Below are 17,168 nucleotides of genomic sequence, written 5' to 3'. Positions count from 1 at the left end.
TTACACTGCGCACCTGAATGTTTCCCTGTGGTGTGCCCGTGGCTCAAAACTCCGTATTTCTTCCCGAACAATTCCTCGCACAGATGCGCGAGGCGCTTCCTGCTCATCTCTCTTTCGACGATTTCGTTGCCGCCTGCCAGCGCCCTTTGCGCCGGAGTATTCGCGTCAATACGCTGAAAATCAGCGTCGGGGCGTTTCTGGATCTCGTCTCCCCCTACGGCTGGCAATTAACGCCAGTGCCGTGGTGTGAAGAGGGGTTCTGGATCGAACGGGATGACGAGGAGAGCCTGCCGCTCGGCAGCACCGCCGAGCACCTGAGCGGGCTGTTTTATATTCAGGAAGCCAGCTCCATGCTGCCGGTTGCTGCGCTGTTTGCCGACGGGAACCAGCCTGAGCGGGTTATGGATGTCGCGGCGGCGCCGGGCTCTAAAACCACGCAGATTGCCGCCCGGATGAACAACCGCGGCGCGATCCTCGCCAACGAATTTTCCGCCAGCCGGGTTAAAGTCCTGCATGCCAATATCAGCCGCTGCGGGATCCACAACGTCGCGTTAACGCACTTCGATGGTCGCGTGTTTGGCGCTGCCCTGCCGGAAGCCTTTGATGCCATCCTGCTCGACGCGCCCTGCTCCGGCGAAGGCGTGGTGCGTAAAGATCCTGATGCGTTAAAAAACTGGTCCGTTGAAAGCAACCTGGAGATCGCCGCCACGCAGCGCGAACTGATCGACAGCGCGTTTCATGCCCTGCGCCCAGGCGGGACGCTGGTTTACTCTACCTGCACGCTGAATCGCGATGAAAACGAGGACGTCTGCCTGTGGCTCAAGCAACGCTATGCGGATGCCGTCGAGTTTCTGCCGCTGGACACCCTCTTCGACTCGGCCAGTCATGCGGCCACGCCTGAAGGCTTCCTGCATGTCTTCCCGCAGATTTACGATTGCGAAGGCTTCTTTGTTGCCCGTCTGCGTAAAACCCGCGCCGTCGATCCCTTGCCTGCCCCTAAGTTTAAGGTCGGCAACTTCCCGTTCACGCCGGTCAAAGGCCGTGAGGCGGCACAGGCGCAAGCGGCTGCGAGCAAAGTCGGCCTGCACTGGGATGAGAGCCTGCGCCTCTGGATGCGTGACAAAGAGCTGTGGCTGTTCCCGGTCAACATCGAACCGCTGATTGGTAAGGTGCGTTTCTCCCGCCTCGGTATTCGCCTGGCGGAGATCCACAACAAAGGCTATCGCTGGCAGCACGAAGCGGTCATTGCGCTGGCCGGCAGTGAGAACACCTTTGCCCTGACGCATCAGGAAGCGGAAGAGTGGTATCGCGGTCGTGACGTTTACCCGGAAGACGGCCCGTCACAGGATGAAGTCATCGTGACGTATCAGGGCTATCCGCTGGGGCTGGCGAAAAAAGTCGGCTCGCGGCTGAAAAACAGCTATCCGCGCGAACTGGTACGCGATGGCCGCCTGTTTACCGGTAACAACCGCAGCGCCTGAAAAAAAGCGCATTTTTTTACTGGCGATTTCGCTCTCCTTGTCTAGGATCAAAAATGGGTGACTGCACTGGTCATACCAGATTTTGGGCAACAAACCGGAGAGCATTATGACGAAAACCAGCGTACGCATTGGCGCTTTTGAAATCGACGACGCTGAATTGCGCGGCGAATCACAAGGCGAACGAACGTTAAGTATTCCCTGCAAATCCGATCCGGATTTGTGCATGCAGCTGGACGCCTGGGATGCAGATACCAGCGTCCCGGCGATCCTTGATGGGGAACATTCCGTTCTGTACCGTGAGCATTACGACAGTAAAACCGATGCCTGGGTCTTGCGTCTTGCCTGACCCAAAGAGAACCCGCCCGAAGGCGGGTTATTTATTACTGAAGCTGCGCCAGCGTCAGAAAGCCCCCGAATACTGCCCCCGTATCAATGTAGTGCAGATTGTTAAAATCGTAGCGTTTGTCCACAGGCGTATGTCCAAACCAGAAGTGATCCGCACCGCTAATGCCCTGCCCTTTGCCCACCATAAAGCCCATTAGCCGGTCGCGATCCCACAGCACGCGCTGGGCATCCACCGGCTTATGCCAGCCATATTCGGCGGAGGGATAATCCGCATGAGCAATCACGTTCAGACCGTTTTTGCAGGTTATTTCAATAATGTGCGGTAAGTCCCGACACGCATCGAGTAAACCCTTCGCCTGTTTTTGTTGAGCGTCCTTAAGCCCGGTAAACCAGTTACCGCCATTTATCGACCAGGGACTAAAATCATTATTTTCAAGCGCATCTAACGCCATTTGCTCGTGATTGCCGCGTACCGCATAAAACCAGTTTTCCTGCATCAGCTGTAAACATTTTACGCTGTCAGGCCCGCGATCGATAATATCCCCCACCGAGATCAGCAGATCCGTATCAGGATTAAAATGCCGTCGTTTCAGCTCATCCATAAGCCACTGATAGCAACCATGAATATCGCTGACAACCCAGACATGACGCCAGTGTTCTCCCTCTATTTTCTGATACATAACGCCTCCTGTAAGAAGTATAGCTGCCACAGAAAATGTCATGAGCTGGCGTTGGATTTTGCCAATCCAAACAAACCATAAACCAGCAGGAAATAAAGATCGCTGCGCTATTAATCCCTTATTCCCTGGCCTTTAAAATAGAGCGGAATAAAAAGAGGGATTTTCACGTGTCAAACATACACCTGCAAAACGATGTTTTTTATCCGCATCGCACAAATATTATTTCTGAACTGGTGAGAGGAAAACGCGTTCCCGGCCCAATCTGGCACAAACGTGATTACCGGTTAAAGTTCCTTCTACGCTCGCTTTTATTCTGGTCCTCCACCCATCGCATGCTGGAGGCCCTGTCCGGGCGCGATGATTTCGACAGGCTGCTCACCTCTCAAATTACCTTGCCGAGCAAAACTCACCGCCAGTATCTGATGCGCGGCCTGAACTCAAACGATCGGGCCGATGCTATCATCAGCCACTATCAGTGGATTGATAGTCTGAAAAACATCGCCCTCGCCCACGCGCTGACCAGCCCGCAAGAGGTGCCGGTTGTCCGGTTCGAGGCAAAAAACGGCGAAATCTATACCGTCCACGCCTCGTCCGCAGGTAAGGCCGAACGCGAAGGCGAAAGCACGCTTTGGCTGCACGACAATGACAATACGCTGCTTGCCAGCCTGACGTTCTGTGTCGCACGCAGTAACGGCCGTACGGTGCTGGTGATCGGCGGCCTTCAGGGTCCACGTCGTCATGTTTCACGGGAGGTGATTAAGCAGGCTACCCGTGCCTGCCATGGGCTTTTCCCGAAACGCGTGCTGATGGAGGTGATCTTCCAGCTTGCCTCACGCTCGAACATTAGCGCGATTTTTGCCGTCAGCGATGAAGGCCATGTTTTCCGCGCGCTGCGCTACCGTCTGAGCAAAGGCCGTCATTTTCACGCCAGCTACGACGAGTTCTGGGAAGGCCTGAACGGAAAGAAACTCTCCCCCTTCTGCTGGCAGTTGCCGCTCCAGATGGAGCGTAAAGCACTGGAGGAGATTGCCAGCAAAAAACGCGCCGAATACCGTCGCCGCTTTGCGTTACTTGATGATATTGCGGCTTCCGTACATGCGCGCATTGATCCCGCAGTCGTCTCAGGCAAAATACAAACAAAAATTTAACAAAACAGCCAAAAAGGACTGGACTTACGCCTGCCGGGTTGTGGTATGTTTGAGGCAGGCGCACAGGAAGTGAACCTTCTGCTGAGACGAAAACCGGATTTTATCGTTTATTTTCAAGCAGATAAAAAGAGACCGAATACGATTCCTGTATTCGGTCCAGGGAAATGGCTCTTGGGAGAGAGCCGTGCGCTAAAAGTTGGCATTAATGCAGGCTCAATCGCCTTGCCCTTTAAGAATAGATGACGACGTCAGGTTTTCCAGTCCACAGCAAAAGTGGTCTGAAAAAAAGCGTCAGAACATCACTAAATGTGAAAAACCGCAGAGCTTTTACAAGCACCTGCGGTTTTTTTTTACTGGAAACCTGACGGCTAGCAGAGCTTTTCAGCGCGCTCAATAAACGGTGCCAGACTCTTCTTCTGCCCGGGGTTTGCCGGGTCATCTACCTGGATCACGCTGACAGGCTGTCCGTTACTTTTCCCGCTGGCAACCTGCTGCTCCGCCACGTCATTTAACGGATACTGCACGAGCGTACTGGGATTGATGACATACAGCGCGTTACCGGGACGGCAGGTAAGCATGACTTCTTCACGATTAAATGCCCAGTTGTCCTTACCCACCTCAAACCGGCTGACGGTGATGACCTGCGGCGCGGCTAACGCACTGCTGGCACAGGTGAGAAGTAAAAGAGAAAGCAGTGTCTTTTTCATATGTTATTTAACCTTGTCAGAAGGGTTCCCAGGTCGCGAACAGGCTGACGGCGGCCAGTACCAGCGCGCCCAGCACCACCTCTGCCTGTGTCATCCTGATAAAAATCTGTTGTTCCCGCCCGGCCTCCGGGCGAAAGCGTGGCACAAGAAAATACCGATTCGCCAGCGCAATTGCCACCATCATCATGACCAGCGCACATTTGAACAACAACAGCTGGACATAAGGCGCCTGCCACGGCACGTTTATGCCAACAATAAAGAGCGTATTGATTATCCCGGTCAGCAGCACGCCTGCCACGGCGTAATGCCCCACGCGGGAGAAGCGCATCATGGTAAAGATAGCGGCTGGCTGCCAGCGGCCTTTCGCCAGACGCATACAAAACAGCAGCGGCAATAAACCACCCACCCAGGTCGCGGCGCAGAGCAAGTGAAGCGCATGGTTGAGACGATGCAACGCTCCCGGTGCGCCACCGTTCATCGCGGCATGTCCCACGCCCGCCAGCAGCACCAGCTGCCCCATCGCGAGCAGTAACAGCCGTGAGCCTTTTTGCGGGGTAAGCCATGCAGCGCCCGCCGTCACAGCGGCCAGCACCATTTGCCACAACCAGACGCCGCCAAATTGCGTTCCCAGCACGCTGCGCCAGACCGCCGGACGAATGACATCGCCCCATCCGTTGCCCATCAACCCACTTTGCAGGCCAAACATCAGCAGAGCCGCTATCAGGCTGATTAAGGCCGCGAGTTTCTGCTGCCGCTGGAAACGCCGGGTCATGAGGCGCTGCAACGAAGACGGCGCAAACCAGACGCTGTAGAGCGCGTTGCCGAAAAGCAGCATCAGCGCAGCAAAATGGATAAAGCGTAACGCGACGTAGCTCAGGGTCAGCATGCTATTTCACGCTAAAGTGATAGCTGCCTTTGGTTTTGTGGCCATCCACGGAGACCACATGCCAGTCCACCGTGTAGGTGCCGGACGTCAACGGTTTCTCAAGAGGAACAATCAGCTTTGCGTTATCCTTCTCGTCACGCTTCACCGCGCCGGTCTGGATCTTGTGCTGCTGCGCGTCCGTCACCACCACGCCGCTGAAGGCTGGCTCAATGCCTTCCGAGAAGTTCAGGGTAATGACCTCTGGTGCCACCGCAACGGTATTTTCCTGCGGGGATTGCTGCTTAAGATGCGCATGGGCCAGAACTGAGGGCGTGATGGCTGAAGAGAGCAGAAATGCCAGCGCGCACGCGACACGGGAAGGGGTAAAATGCATCACAATCATTCCTTTTCGTTATGCCTGAATGCTAAAGAATAACTCTGTATAATTAACGAGTCGAGGAACATCCTTTGCTCCCTTGTCATCGTTGAACAATCGCGGTAACGTTGCCGCCGCAGAAAAAGGAGAAGGAAATGAACGTTAACCTGGCCGCCCTTCCTCAGGACGAGATGGACAAAGTGAATGTCGATCTCGCCGCCGCGGGGGTCGCATTCAAAGAGCGTTACAACATGCCCGTCGTGGCTGAAGTGGTAGAGCGTGAACAACCCGCGCATCTGCGCGACTGGTTTCGCGAACGTCTCATTGCGCATCGCCTCGCCTCCGTCAATCTCTCGCGCCTGCCGTACGAACCTAAAGTTAAATAAGCTTAACGTCTCGTTACACTTCCTTACGCGTTATGTGGCAGGATAAGAAAACCCTGATAAATTTAGGTGTAATCTTAAAATCCCAGCGACTTAGTGTATAAGGAAGTCACGATGTCACGATGGAATATTGCCGCGGCTCAGTATGCCCCGCGGCACAACTGTGTTGATGAGCACGTAAAACATCACCTGCACTTTATTGCCGAGGCTGCCTGGCATGGGTGCGATTTAATCGTCTTTCCGGAGCTTTCGCTTACCGGCCCAGGCGGAACATCCTTACCCCCACCCCCTGACGATTTGCAGCTTGCCCCCCTCCTTCACGCCGCCCAGTCACGTTTCATCACGGTGATTGCTGGTATTACGCTCCAGCAACACGGCCAGCGCCAGAAAGGACTCGCGCTTTTCACCCCTAACCTGTCGACCATTCGGCGTTATCCGCAGGGCAACGGTGCGGGTGTTATTCCTGGCGATAAACGGTTAACCATCGTGGATAACCAGGCTGACGCCCCGGAACTGGACCCGGAGGCAACGCTGTTCACCAGCAGCCTGGCCGTGGGCGAGCATCGCTGGCGGCAATCCATCGGTTCGTTACAACGCTTCGCGCACAAGTACGCCATCGCGGTATTAATGGCGAACGCGCGCGGCGGTAGCGCGTTATGGGATGAAAAAGGTCAGCTGATCGTACGTGCCGATAAGGGAGAACTGCTGCTAACCGGTTCTTTAGGCCAACAGGGTTGGCAAGGCGATATCATTCCATTAGGCTAGGCATTTTTGGATCAGGAGCGATCAATGCTGCGCGTTATCGATACCGAAACCTGTGATTTGCAGGGTGGAATTGTGGAAGTCGCTTCTGTCGACGTGATTGACGGAAAGATAGTCAACCCCATGAGCCATCTGGTGCGCCCGGATCGTCCCATCAGTGCGCAGGCGATGGCGATACATCGTATTACGGAATCGATGGTGGCGGATAAGCCGTGGATTGAAGAGATCATCCCTCTTTACCACGGTAGCCAGTGGTATGTGGCCCATAACGCCAGCTTTGACCGCCGCGTGCTGCCGGAGATGCCCGGCGAATGGATTTGCACTATGAAGCTGGCGCGCCGTCTGTGGCCGGGGATCAAATACAGCAATATGGCGCTGTATAAGTCGCGTAAACTCAGCGTGCGGACGCCGGAAGGGCTGCATCATCACCGCGCTCTTTACGACTGCTACATCACCGCAGCGCTCCTGATTGATATCATGAATACTTCCGGCTGGACACCAGACGATATGGCGACCATTACCGGGCGCCCCGCGCTACTGACCACCTTTACGTTCGGAAAATATCGCGGGAAGCCAGTATCGGAAGTGGCGGACAAAGATCCGGGCTATCTGCGCTGGCTGTACAACAACCTCGACAGAATGAGCCCGGAACTGCGCCTGACGCTGAAGCATTATTTAGGCGAAGCCTGAGTCCCCGCCCGGCCTGGCAGCGTATCCTGCGCCAGGCCAATCAAAAAGGCGTACTCCAGCGCCACCCCTTCATAGGATTTAAATCGCCCTGATTTCCCTCCGTGCCCCGAGTCCATATCGGTACACAGCAGCAGCAAATTATCGTCAGTTTTCAGCTCACGCAACTTCGCCACCCATTTCGCGGGCTCCCAGTACTGTACCTGGGAATCGTGCAGGCCGGTGGTCACCAGCATATGCGGATAGGCTTTCGCCTCGACGTTATCGTACGGGCTGTACTCTTTCATGTAGCGATAATAGGTTTCATCCTGCGGGTTCCCCCACTCCTCAAACTCCCCGGTGGTCAGTGGAATGGACTCATCCAGCATGGTCGTCACCACGTCCACAAACGGCACCTGGGCGATAACGCCTTTAAACAGTTCAGGCCGCTGGTTGATCACGGCGCCCATAAGCATGCCCCCGGCGCTGCCCCCCATGCCAAAGCAGAGCTGCGGATCGCCATAACCCTGCGCGATCAGCGCATCGCAAACATCAAGGTAGTCATTAAAGGTATTTTTCTTTTTGAGAAATTTTCCGTCTTCATACCAGTGCTGACCCAGCTCGCCGCCGCCGCGAATATGGGCAATCGCATAAACAAAACCGCGGTCGAGCAGGCTCAGCCTGCTGCTGCTGAAATCGGCGTCCATGCTGGAGCCATAGGAGCCATAGCCATAGACGAGGATGGGGTTTTTACCTTTGTTGAAGTGCGCCTTGTGATAGACGAGCGACACTGGGACTTCAACGCCGTCGCGTGCGGTCACCCACAGGTGCTCACTGCGATAATTTTCCGACTCAAAACCCCGGACCTCGGCCTGTTTAATCACCTGACGCTGCCCGGTGTCCATATCCAGTTCAAACAACGTATCCGGGGTGGTCATCGACGAATAGCCGTACCGCAGGCGGGACGATTCCGGTTCCGGGTTAAAGCCGATCCACGTTACGTAAGCCGGGTCATCGAACGCAATGCCCACCACTTCGCGGGTTTTGCGGTTGATTTGGCGGATACTGGTCAGTCCGCGCTGACGCTCTTCCACCACCAGCCAGTCGGTAAACAGGGTGAACCCCTCCAGCATCACCTGATCGCGCGCGGGAATTAACACTTCCCATTTGCGTTCATCGCGCACTTTGGTTTTATAAAGGCCAAAGTTTTTGCCCTCGCGGTTCGAACGCAGGTAAAAGCTGTGCTGGAAGTGATCCAGGCTGTACTCATGATCTTTACGGCGCGGCAGGAAGCACAGCGGCTGCGCATCCGGCAGCTCTGCATCCAGCAGCAGCACTTCTGAGGTGGTGGCGCTGGAGAGGAAAATGATCACGTAGTGGCGAGACGACGTTTTGTGCAGGCTGACATAGAACGTCTCATCTTTTTCCTCATACACCAGTTCATCGTCGGCGGAATCGGTCCCCACCGTATGACGCCAGACCTGATAAGGCAGCAGCGTTGAGACATGCTTTTTAACGTAGTAGACCGTTTCTGAATCGTTACCCCAGACAAAATCGGGGGAGACATTATCCAGCATTTCGGGATACCAGTTTCCCGTTTCAAGATTGCGGAAACGCAAACCGTACTGGCGGCGGGAGAGGTAATCCTCAGCCAGCGCCATAATGGCGTTATCGGGGGAAATGGACATGCCGCCCAGCGTATAAAACTCACTGTGGGCCGCACGTTTGTTGGCATCCAGCAGGATCTCCCATTCATCCCACTCGGCGCTCAGCACAGACTGGCGCTGGTAGATGGGATATTCGTTTCCCGGCTCATAAATATGGCGATAGCGATAACCGTTTTTGCACCACGGGGCAGAGACATCACGCTGGGGGATACGCTGCACCATTTCCTTCAGAAGTTGATCCTGAAGCGCCTGCTGGCTGGCCATGACCTGGCGGCCATAGTCGTTTTCCTCGTGCAGATAGTCCAGCACCTCTGGCCGGGAACGAGAATCGTCCCGCAGCCAGTAGTAGTTATCGATACGCGTATCGCCATGCGTGGTGATCGCATAAGGAGTACGTCGGGCTTTTGGAGGCATGGCATTCTTACTTTTTCGTTTTACATCCTATAAGGTTGGCAAAACACGCGTATGATGCAAGCGAAACATGGCCTTCTAGCCCACGAGGGTCTGCTTCTGCTGCTGAATATCCTGCTCAATTCCCTCACGAACGTCCTGTGGGATCTTCAGCGCATCGCCCAGGGCGTTCAGGTAGCTGCGCTCCATAAAGTGATCGATATCGATGGCGGCACAGCTCAGAAAATAGAGTTCCAGCGCCTCTTCTTCGTTTTTCACGCTTTGCGCCAGACGCTGCGGATCAAGCGGCTGTTCGATGGCCTGCGCCACCAGCGCCCTGCCCTGTTCCTCAACGCCCGCTTCCCGCATCTGCTGTTCAATTGCGGCACGTTCACTGGCATCAATATGCCCGTCGCTCTTGGCCGCAAAGACCAGGGCGAGGATCAACCGCTCGGTGCGTAAATCTAACGGCGATACCTGCTTCCCGTACTGCGGTTCATCCTGATGCGCGCTGCGCACCTTGTCTTTGTATTTGTTCCATAAGACGGAGCCTGCAATAGCCCCTCCGCCCGCCAGCAGCGCGCCGGTACCATATTTGGTAAGCAGTTTCCGCGATGATTTATTGGCAACCAGCAAACCGGCCAGCCCGCCGAGCGCACCCGGCACCAGCAGCTTGCTCAGACCCTGCTCGCCGGACGACGAGCCTTTTTGTCCCAACAGGGATTGCAGTTGATTCATCCAGCCTGACATATTTTTCCTCACGTAACAGTGCGTAACCTTCACAGCCTAAGCGAGCGGGTGTCAGGAAATGTCTGTCAGTACTAAAGAAGCGCAAATTTCCCTGCTGTCCGGTTATCCCCATACAAGACAGACGCAAACGTTTTCGTTTATACTGCCCGCATCTTTTTCAGGGGGATTTTTATGACTCGTTTAGGAACCGCGCTGCGTCCCGCCGCGACGCGCGTCATGCTGTTGGGATCGGGTGAACTGGGTAAAGAAGTGGCCATTGAATGCCAGCGTTTAGGTGTGGAAGTGATTGCGGTGGACCGTTACGCGAATGCGCCCGCCATGCACGTCGCGCATCGCTCGCACGTCATCGATATGCTTGACGGTAATGCGCTGCGGGGGTTAATTGCCGACGAAAAACCGGATTTCGTGGTACCTGAAATTGAGGCCATTGCCACTGAGATGTTGATTGCCCTTGAACAGGAAGGCCAGCGCGTGGTGCCCTGCGCCACTGCGGCAAAACTGACCATGAACCGGGAAGGCATTCGTCGCCTGGCGGCAGAAGAATTACAGCTCCCGACCTCCAGCTACCGTTTTGCCGGGGATAAAGCTGCGTTTCTCCAGGCCGTAGAGGAGATTGGCTACCCGTGCATCATTAAGCCGGTAATGAGCTCCTCCGGCAAAGGGCAGAGCTTTATCCGCGACAGCAGCACGCTGGACAACGCCTGGGACTATGCCCAGCAGGGAGGCCGAGCCGGGGCCGGGCGCGTCATCGTGGAAGGCGTGGTGAAGTTTGATTTTGAAATTACCCTGCTCACCGTCAGCGCCGTGGATGGCGTTTATTTCTGCGACCCGATTGGTCATCGGCAGGAAGACGGCGATTATCGCGAATCCTGGCAGCCGCAGCAGATGAGCGCGCTGGCGCTGGCACGCGCACAGGAGATCGCCCGCAAGACGGTGCTGGCGCTGGGCGGCTACGGCCTGTTCGGCGTGGAATTGTTTGTTTGCGGCGACGAGATGATCTTCAGCGAAGTCTCCCCTCGTCCGCACGATACCGGGATGGTTACGCTGATTTCACAGGATCTCTCTGAGTTCGCGCTGCATGTACGCGCTTTCCTCGGTCTGCCGGTTGGCGGCATCCGTCAGTACGGCCCGGCAGCCTCGGCGGTGATCCTGCCGCAGCTGACCAGCCAGAATGTCACCTTTGATAACGTCGAAGGTGCGGTTGGCGCAGGCTTGCAGGTCCGGCTGTTCGGCAAACCGGAGATCGACGGAAGCCGTCGTCTGGGCGTGGCATTAGCGACCGGGGAAAATGTGGACGAAGCCGTCGCGAGAGCAAAAAGAGCGGCTGCGAACGTCAGCGTAGCAGGATAAAAAAACGGGCCGAAAGGCCCGTTTTAACTGTCTGGCTGGCCGGGTTAGGCGCAGCCGACACCCGGCAAACAAACTTACTGTTTCGCGCCTTCTACCGCTTCGCGAGCCAGTTTAGTGATGCGATCCCAGTCGCCTGCTTCCAGCGCATCCGCCGGAACCAGCCAGGAGCCGCCGATGCACAGCACGCTTTTCAGCGCCAGATAGTCACGGTAGTTGGCCGGAGAGATGCCGCCCGTTGGGCAGAAACGCACCTGGGAGAATGGGCCCGCAATGGCCTGCAACGCTTTGGTGCCGCCGTTCGCTTCAGCCGGGAAGAATTTGAACTCTTTCAGGCCGTAGTCCATGCCCAGCATCAGTTCAGAAACGGTGCTGATACCCGGGATCAGCGGAATAGAACCTTCGGTTGCGGCTTTCAGTAGCGGCTCAGTCAGCCCCGGGCTGATGGCAAACTGTGCGCCCGCTTCGGTCACTTCCGCCAGCTGCTGCGCATTCAGAACCGTACCTGCACCGATGATCGCTTCCGGCACTTCTTTGGCGATAGCGCGGATCGCATCCATCGCACAGGCCGTACGCAGGGTCACTTCCAGAACACGAACGCCACCCGCAACCAGCGCCTTCGCCATTGGGACAGCGTGCTCCAGTTTGTTTACCACAATAACCGGCACGACAGGGCCAGTGGTCAGGATTGCTTCTGCACTTGTTTTCCAGTTTTTCATCAGAGTTTTCTCTCGCCAGATCGTTAAAATCAAGTCGTCTTAAAACGTAATACAGGTTGCGCCCTGCTCCGCACCGGAGAGTTTCTCACGCAACGCACCAAACATTTCGCGTCCGGTACCCACGCGTGACGCGCTCAGGTCAGGAATATGTGGCTGACGCGCCGCCAGCTCTGCTTCATCCACCAGCAGGGTTAACTCGCCTGTCTGACCGTTAACGCGGATCATGTCACCATCACGCACTTTCGCCAGCAGGCCGCCGTCGTAGGCTTCCGGGGTGACATGAATCGCTGAAGGCACTTTACCGGATGCCCCTGAAAGGCGTCCATCGGTTACCAGTGCAATTTTGAAACGGCGGTCCAATAATACACCAAGCGGCGGCATAAGTTTATGTAATTCTGGCATCCCGTTCGCTTTTGGTCCCTGATGACGCACCACGACCACACAGTCTTTATCAAGCAGACCCGCGTCAAAGGCAGGTAAAACGTCGTGCTGGCTTTCAAACACCACCGCCGGGGCTTCGATAACCTGATTCTCTTCCGGCACGGCAGAGGTTTTCATCACGGCACGTCCAAGGTTACCGCTCAGCACTTTGGTGCCGCCGTGAGGAGAGAACGGCTGTTCGAAGGTTGCGATAACCTGAGGATCGAGCGAGTCGCTCGCCCCTTCGCGCCAGTCCAGCTCACCGTTGTTCAGCCAGGGTTCAAGGGTATAGCGATGCAGACCAAAGCCCGCCACCGTGTTGACATCCTCATGCAGCAGGCCGCCTTTCAGCAGCTCGCGCATCAGCACCGGCACGCCGCCCGCGGCCTGGAAGTGGTTGATGTCCGCCGGACCGTTCGGGTACAGACGCGCCATCAGCGGTACCACGGAGGAGATATCGGAGAAGTCATCCCAGTTGATCAGAATGCCCGCCGCGCGCGCCATCGCGACAAGGTGCATGGTATGGTTGGTTGAACCGCCGGTCGCCAGCAGGGCGACAATCCCGTTTACGATGACTTTTTCATCCACCATTTTGCCCATTGGCATCCACTCGTTGCCGTTACCGGTCAGGCGCGTCACCTGACGGGCTGCGGCTTCGGTCAGCGCTTTACGCAGTGGCGCATCCGGCTGGATGAACGACGAGCCCGGCAGCTGCATACCCATAAACTCCACCACCATCTGGTTGGTGTTGGCCGTACCGTAGAACGTACAGGTGCCCGGCGCATGATAGGACGCGGCTTCCGCTTCCAGCAGTGCCTGACGGTCCGCTTTTCCTTCGGCATACAGCTGGCGGATACGGACTTTTTCCTTGTTTGGCAGACCGCTAGCCATCGGGCCTGACGGCACAAAAATCGCTGGCAGATGGCCAAACGACAGCGCGGCCATCACCAGCCCCGGGACGATTTTGTCGCACACGCCCAGATAGAGCGCGCCATCAAACATGTTGTGAGAGAGGCCCACTGCCGCCGACATGGCGATCACTTCGCGGCTCAGCAAGGACAGCTCCATACCGTCCTGGCCTTGGGTTACGCCATCACACATGGCCGGCACGCCGCCTGCAACCTGGCCCACCGCGTTCACGCTGTGCAGCGCATTGCGGATGATAGCCGGGTAGGCCTCATACGGCTGGTGGGCTGAAAGCATGTCGTTATAGGAGGTAATGATGGCGATATTGTTACGCAACATGCTTTTCAGCGCGTCTTTATCACCAGGCTGGCAGGCCGCAAAGCCGTGGGCCAGATTCCCGCAGGCCAGCTGAGAGCGATGGACAGTTTCACTCTTCGCCTGTTCGATGCGGGCAAGGTAGGCAGCACGGGTCTCTTTCGAGCGTTCAACGATGCGTTGTGTTACGCGTAACAATGTCGGATTCATAAAAGCTCCTCTAATTTATCTGTCCAGGCTCGGGAGTTTACACAGTTTCTGACGGTTGTTAACAACGCTGAAACGCCTGATATCCGGAGCACAGGGGCAAAATGTCTGAAGGGAGTGTAATAAAAAAAGCTCCGCGGGTGAATCCACGCGGAGCTTAAAAGATAAAAATTATGCCACTTGCTGTGTTAGATCATGTTACCGGTAAAATAACACCTTTGGGCTAGAGAAGGTGGTTATTCAAACTCGTTCCAGGAGCGGCCATCACGGGTGATCATCGCAACGGAGGCGACAGGTCCCCAGGTTCCCGCCTGATACGGTTTTGGCGCGTCCTGATCGGCTGCCCACGCTTCAGTGATGGAGTCGACCCACTTCCACGCCTCTTCCACTTCATCGCGGCGGACGAACAGCGCCTGGATACCACGCATGGTTTCCAGCAGCAGACGCTCGTAAGCATCGGCGAGATGCGTCTGGTTGAAGGTTTCAGAGTAGCTCAGGTCCAGCTTAGTAGTTTGCAGGTTGTGTTTGTGATCAAGGCCCGGCACTTTGTTGAGGATCTGAATATCCACACCCTCGTCCGGTTGCAGACGGATGGTCAGTTTGTTCTGCGGCAGTTCCTGCCAGGATTCTTTGAACAGGTTCAGTTCCGGATTTTTGAAGTAGACCACCACTTCGGAGCATTTTGCTGGCAGACGTTTACCGGTACGCAGGTAGAACGGCACACCGGCCCAGCGCCAGTCGTCGATATCCACGCGGATCGCCACAAACGTCTCGGTGTTGCTGGACTTGTTCGCGCCCTCTTCTTCCAGATAGCCAGGAACTTTTTTCCCCTGGGCAAAACCTGCGGTGTACTGGCCGCGCACGGTTTTCTCACGCACGTTGGAGCGGTCAATACGGCGCAGTGATTTCAGCACTTTCACTTTGGCATCACGAATGCTGTCGGCCGTCAGATCTGACGGTGGAGACATGGCAATCATGCACAGAATTTGCAGCAGGTGGTTCTGGATCATGTCCCGCATCTGGCCGGCCTGGTCGAAGTAGCCCCAACGGCCTTCGATGCCCACCTCTTCCGCCACGGTAATTTCCACGTGGTCGATAGTGCGGTTGTCCCAGTTGTTCACGAACAGGGAGTTGGCAAAACGCAGCGCCAGCAGGTTCAGTACCGTCTCTTTGCCCAGATAGTGGTCAATACGGTAAACCTGACACTCCTCAAAGAACTCGCCCACCTGGTCGTTGATTTCACGCGAGGTCGCCAGCGACGTACCCAGCGGTTTCTCCATCACCACGCGCGCCGGTTTGGCGTTCAGCTTCGCCTCGCCCAGACCTTTGCAGATGGCGCCGAAGGTGCTTGGCGGCATCGCGAAATAGTTAATAGTGACACGATTTTCCTGGTCAAGCATTTCACCCAGACGGGTAAAGGCGCCTACATCATTGACGTCCAGGTTGCAGAAATCGAGACGCCCGCTCAGCTTATCCCAAAGGCTTTCATCGATTTTCTCTTTCATGAACGTTTCGAGCGCCTCGCGCACGACTTTGGTATAAGCCTCCTTATCCCAGTCTGCGCGCCCTACCCCAAGGATTCGGGTGTCGGGATGGATCTGGCCCGCTTTTTCGAGCTGATACAGGGAAGGCAGCAATTTTCGGCGTGCAAGATCGCCTTTCGCGCCGAAAATGACCAGGTCACATGCCTGGGCTGTTTGCGTTACCGCCATGTCATTCTCCTCAGTTAGATCGCCTGGTACTCTGCCAGGTATCGTTGTAATTTTATTACAATGCACTGTACTGCTTTTACGCGTTTCCTGAAACCATTAGCGCTTAACGTCGCGTGCGATACGGTGATTTTTCGTCGCCCGGGCCATTACGCCCGTCTGATGACGCAACAAACGTCGATTCTTTGCGCAACAGGGTCAGAGCAAAACCCGACGTCGATCAAGTAATGAAAAAAAACAACAACATTTCTTGTCGACGATTACCCTTTCGGGAGTCCCGGGGGTAATATCGGCTAAATCGAATCAAGATTTCATCTCTTTATGAAATCGTTTATGCCCTCATGAGCGTCTTGTTAACAATGAACATGCTGGAAAAAATCCAGTTTCAACTGGAACACCTTAGCAAATCCGAGCGCAAAGTGGCTGAAGTTATTCTCGCCGCGCCCGCTCAGGCGATTCATTCAAGCATCGCCGCTCTGGCACAGGAATCGGGCGTCAGCGAACCGACGGTCAATCGATTCTGTCGTAGTCTGGACACGCGCGGCTTTCCTGATTTTAAACTGCATCTGGCCCAAAGTCTGGCAAACGGCACCCCGTATGTTAATCGCAATGTAGATGAAGACGACAGCGTTGATGCTTACACCGCAAAAATATTTGAATCGGCTATGGCCACGCTCGACCACGTTCGCCAGTCTCTGGACATGAGTTCAGTGAATCGCGCGGTCGATCTTCTCACGCAGGCCAAACGGATTGCCTTCTTTGGCCTTGGCTCGTCCGCCGCCGTGGCGCATGACGCCATGAATAAGTTCTTTCGCTTTAACGTGCCGGTGATTTACTCCGATGACATTGTGCTGCAACGCATGAGCTGTATGAATTGTAGTGAAGATGATGTCGTGGTACTCATCTCCCATACGGGCCGCACCAAGAGCCAGGTGGAGCTGGCGCAGCTCGCGCGTGACAACGACGCGATGGTCATCGCCCTGACGACGGCAGGTACGCCGCTGGCCAGGGAAGCGACGCTCGCCATTACCCTGGACGTACCGGAGGACACCGACATGTACATGCCGATGGTCTCCCGCCTGGCGCAGTTGACGGTCATCGACGTGCTGGCGACCGGTTTTACCTTACGCCGGGGCGCAAAATTCCGGGATAACTTGAAGCGGGTCAAGGAAGCCCTGAAAGAATCGCGTTTTGATAAAGAATTGCTTATAAAGAGCGATGTTCCCTAATAACTACGATGTACGATTTACGGCATTCGGTCCCCTCGCTACTGCCTTGCGATAGATGAAGGCCGATTCTATGTTCACGCAACACCAAAGTTGTTT

The 17,168-nt window shown here is 55.6% G+C and carries 18 protein-coding genes; 9 read left to right on the top strand and 9 right to left on the bottom strand.

The features are described from left to right. Positions 1 to 17: 17 nt before the first annotated feature. On the top strand, positions 18 to 1,481 hold the full coding sequence (gene rsmF, locus ACWKXX_RS16600) for a 16S rRNA (cytosine(1407)-C(5))-methyltransferase RsmF (RefSeq protein ID WP_017693253.1): 1,464 nt from the start codon (positions 18 to 20) through the stop codon (positions 1,479 to 1,481). 106 nt (positions 1,482 to 1,587) lie between these two features. Further along, a complete protein-coding gene (locus ACWKXX_RS16595) occupies positions 1,588 to 1,827 on the top strand; it encodes a YebV family protein (RefSeq protein WP_003859885.1) in 240 nt (79 codons plus the stop codon). A 34-nt stretch (positions 1,828 to 1,861) separates the two neighbouring features. Here ACWKXX_RS16595 and pphA read toward each other — a convergent pair whose 3' ends face one another. Next, positions 1,862 to 2,506, bottom strand: coding sequence for a protein-serine/threonine phosphatase (pphA, locus tag ACWKXX_RS16590; RefSeq protein ID WP_017693252.1), 645 nt, complete (start codon positions 2,504 to 2,506; stop codon positions 1,862 to 1,864). 167 nt (positions 2,507 to 2,673) lie between these two features. Here pphA and ACWKXX_RS16585 point away from each other — a divergent pair, with 167 nt between their 5' ends. After that, positions 2,674 to 3,654, top strand: a complete 981-nt coding sequence (locus ACWKXX_RS16585) for a VirK/YbjX family protein (protein ID WP_023303891.1) — start codon at positions 2,674 to 2,676, stop codon at positions 3,652 to 3,654. A 45-nt stretch (positions 3,655 to 3,699) separates the two neighbouring features. Next, positions 3,700 to 3,897: a hypothetical protein gene (locus tag ACWKXX_RS16580; protein WP_017693250.1), complete on the top strand. Its 198-nt coding sequence runs from the start codon at positions 3,700 to 3,702 to the stop codon at positions 3,895 to 3,897. 125 nt (positions 3,898 to 4,022) lie between these two features. On the opposite strand, the gene ACWKXX_RS16575 is transcribed toward ACWKXX_RS16580, so the two are convergent. Genes ACWKXX_RS16575 through yobA form a run of 3 tightly spaced genes read right to left on the bottom strand, consistent with a single transcriptional unit; the run spans position 4,023 to position 5,620 of the window. Further along, the gene (locus tag ACWKXX_RS16575; protein ID WP_003859787.1) at positions 4,023 to 4,361 is read right to left on the bottom strand and encodes a YebY family protein; all 339 of its coding nucleotides are present in this window, start codon (positions 4,359 to 4,361) and stop codon (positions 4,023 to 4,025) included. Between the two features lie 16 nt (positions 4,362 to 4,377). Continuing rightward, positions 4,378 to 5,247 (bottom strand): copper homeostasis membrane protein CopD, encoded by an 870-nt coding sequence (gene copD, locus ACWKXX_RS16570; protein WP_017693249.1) that lies wholly within the window; start codon positions 5,245 to 5,247, stop codon positions 4,378 to 4,380. 1 nt (position 5,248) lies between these two features. Next, positions 5,249 to 5,620, bottom strand: a complete 372-nt coding sequence (gene yobA / locus ACWKXX_RS16565; protein WP_017384342.1) for a CopC domain-containing protein YobA — start codon at positions 5,618 to 5,620, stop codon at positions 5,249 to 5,251. A gap of 137 nt (positions 5,621 to 5,757) precedes the next feature. Between yobA and ACWKXX_RS16560 the strand changes: the two genes are divergently transcribed. The 3 genes from ACWKXX_RS16560 (at position 5,758) to exoX (ending at position 7,437) form a co-directional block, all read left to right on the top strand. Next, complete coding sequence (locus ACWKXX_RS16560) at positions 5,758 to 5,988, top strand: DNA polymerase III subunit theta (protein WP_003859784.1); 231 nt, start codon at positions 5,758 to 5,760, stop codon at positions 5,986 to 5,988. A 111-nt stretch (positions 5,989 to 6,099) separates the two neighbouring features. After that, positions 6,100 to 6,750 carry a carbon-nitrogen hydrolase family protein gene (locus ACWKXX_RS16555; protein ID WP_003859783.1) on the top strand — a complete coding sequence of 217 codons (651 nt, stop codon included), beginning with the start codon at positions 6,100 to 6,102 and terminating at the stop codon, positions 6,748 to 6,750. Between the two features lie 24 nt (positions 6,751 to 6,774). Then, positions 6,775 to 7,437: an exodeoxyribonuclease X gene (gene exoX / locus ACWKXX_RS16550; RefSeq protein WP_015570288.1), complete on the top strand. Its 663-nt coding sequence runs from the start codon at positions 6,775 to 6,777 to the stop codon at positions 7,435 to 7,437. Here the strand turns inward: exoX and ptrB are convergent. Both ptrB and ACWKXX_RS16540 read right to left on the bottom strand, forming a co-directional pair. Next, positions 7,419 to 9,494: an oligopeptidase B gene (gene ptrB / locus ACWKXX_RS16545; protein WP_017693247.1), complete on the bottom strand. Its 2,076-nt coding sequence runs from the start codon at positions 9,492 to 9,494 to the stop codon at positions 7,419 to 7,421. The two genes, exoX and ptrB, sit on opposite strands and share 19 nt — an antisense overlap. Positions 9,495 to 9,569: 75 nt before the next feature. Continuing rightward, complete coding sequence (locus ACWKXX_RS16540) at positions 9,570 to 10,220, bottom strand: tellurite resistance TerB family protein (protein ID WP_015570286.1); 651 nt, start codon at positions 10,218 to 10,220, stop codon at positions 9,570 to 9,572. A 171-nt stretch (positions 10,221 to 10,391) separates the two neighbouring features. Between ACWKXX_RS16540 and purT the strand changes: the two genes are divergently transcribed. Continuing rightward, a complete protein-coding gene (purT, locus tag ACWKXX_RS16535) occupies positions 10,392 to 11,570 on the top strand; it encodes a formate-dependent phosphoribosylglycinamide formyltransferase (protein WP_023303893.1) in 1,179 nt (392 codons plus the stop codon). A 74-nt stretch (positions 11,571 to 11,644) separates the two neighbouring features. Here the strand turns inward: purT and kdgA are convergent, their stop codons facing one another. The 3 genes from kdgA to zwf form a co-directional block, all read right to left on the bottom strand. Then, the gene (kdgA, locus tag ACWKXX_RS16530; RefSeq protein WP_003859774.1) at positions 11,645 to 12,286 is read right to left on the bottom strand and encodes a bifunctional 4-hydroxy-2-oxoglutarate aldolase/2-dehydro-3-deoxy-phosphogluconate aldolase; all 642 of its coding nucleotides are present in this window, start codon (positions 12,284 to 12,286) and stop codon (positions 11,645 to 11,647) included. 39 nt (positions 12,287 to 12,325) lie between these two features. Continuing rightward, a complete protein-coding gene (edd, locus tag ACWKXX_RS16525; protein WP_017384346.1) occupies positions 12,326 to 14,137 on the bottom strand; it encodes a phosphogluconate dehydratase in 1,812 nt (603 codons plus the stop codon). A gap of 233 nt (positions 14,138 to 14,370) precedes the next feature. Then, positions 14,371 to 15,846, bottom strand: a complete 1,476-nt coding sequence (zwf, locus tag ACWKXX_RS16520) for a glucose-6-phosphate dehydrogenase (RefSeq protein WP_003859771.1) — start codon at positions 15,844 to 15,846, stop codon at positions 14,371 to 14,373. A gap of 356 nt (positions 15,847 to 16,202) precedes the next feature. Here zwf and ACWKXX_RS16515 point away from each other — a divergent pair, with 356 nt between their 5' ends. Then, positions 16,203 to 17,072, top strand: coding sequence for a MurR/RpiR family transcriptional regulator (locus ACWKXX_RS16515; RefSeq protein ID WP_003859769.1), 870 nt, complete (start codon positions 16,203 to 16,205; stop codon positions 17,070 to 17,072). Positions 17,073 to 17,168 lie beyond the last annotated feature (96 nt).

It is taken from the genome of Enterobacter sp. UPMP2061, from assembly GCF_053709615.1.
This window is presented reverse-complemented; position numbering and strand designations above follow the sequence as displayed.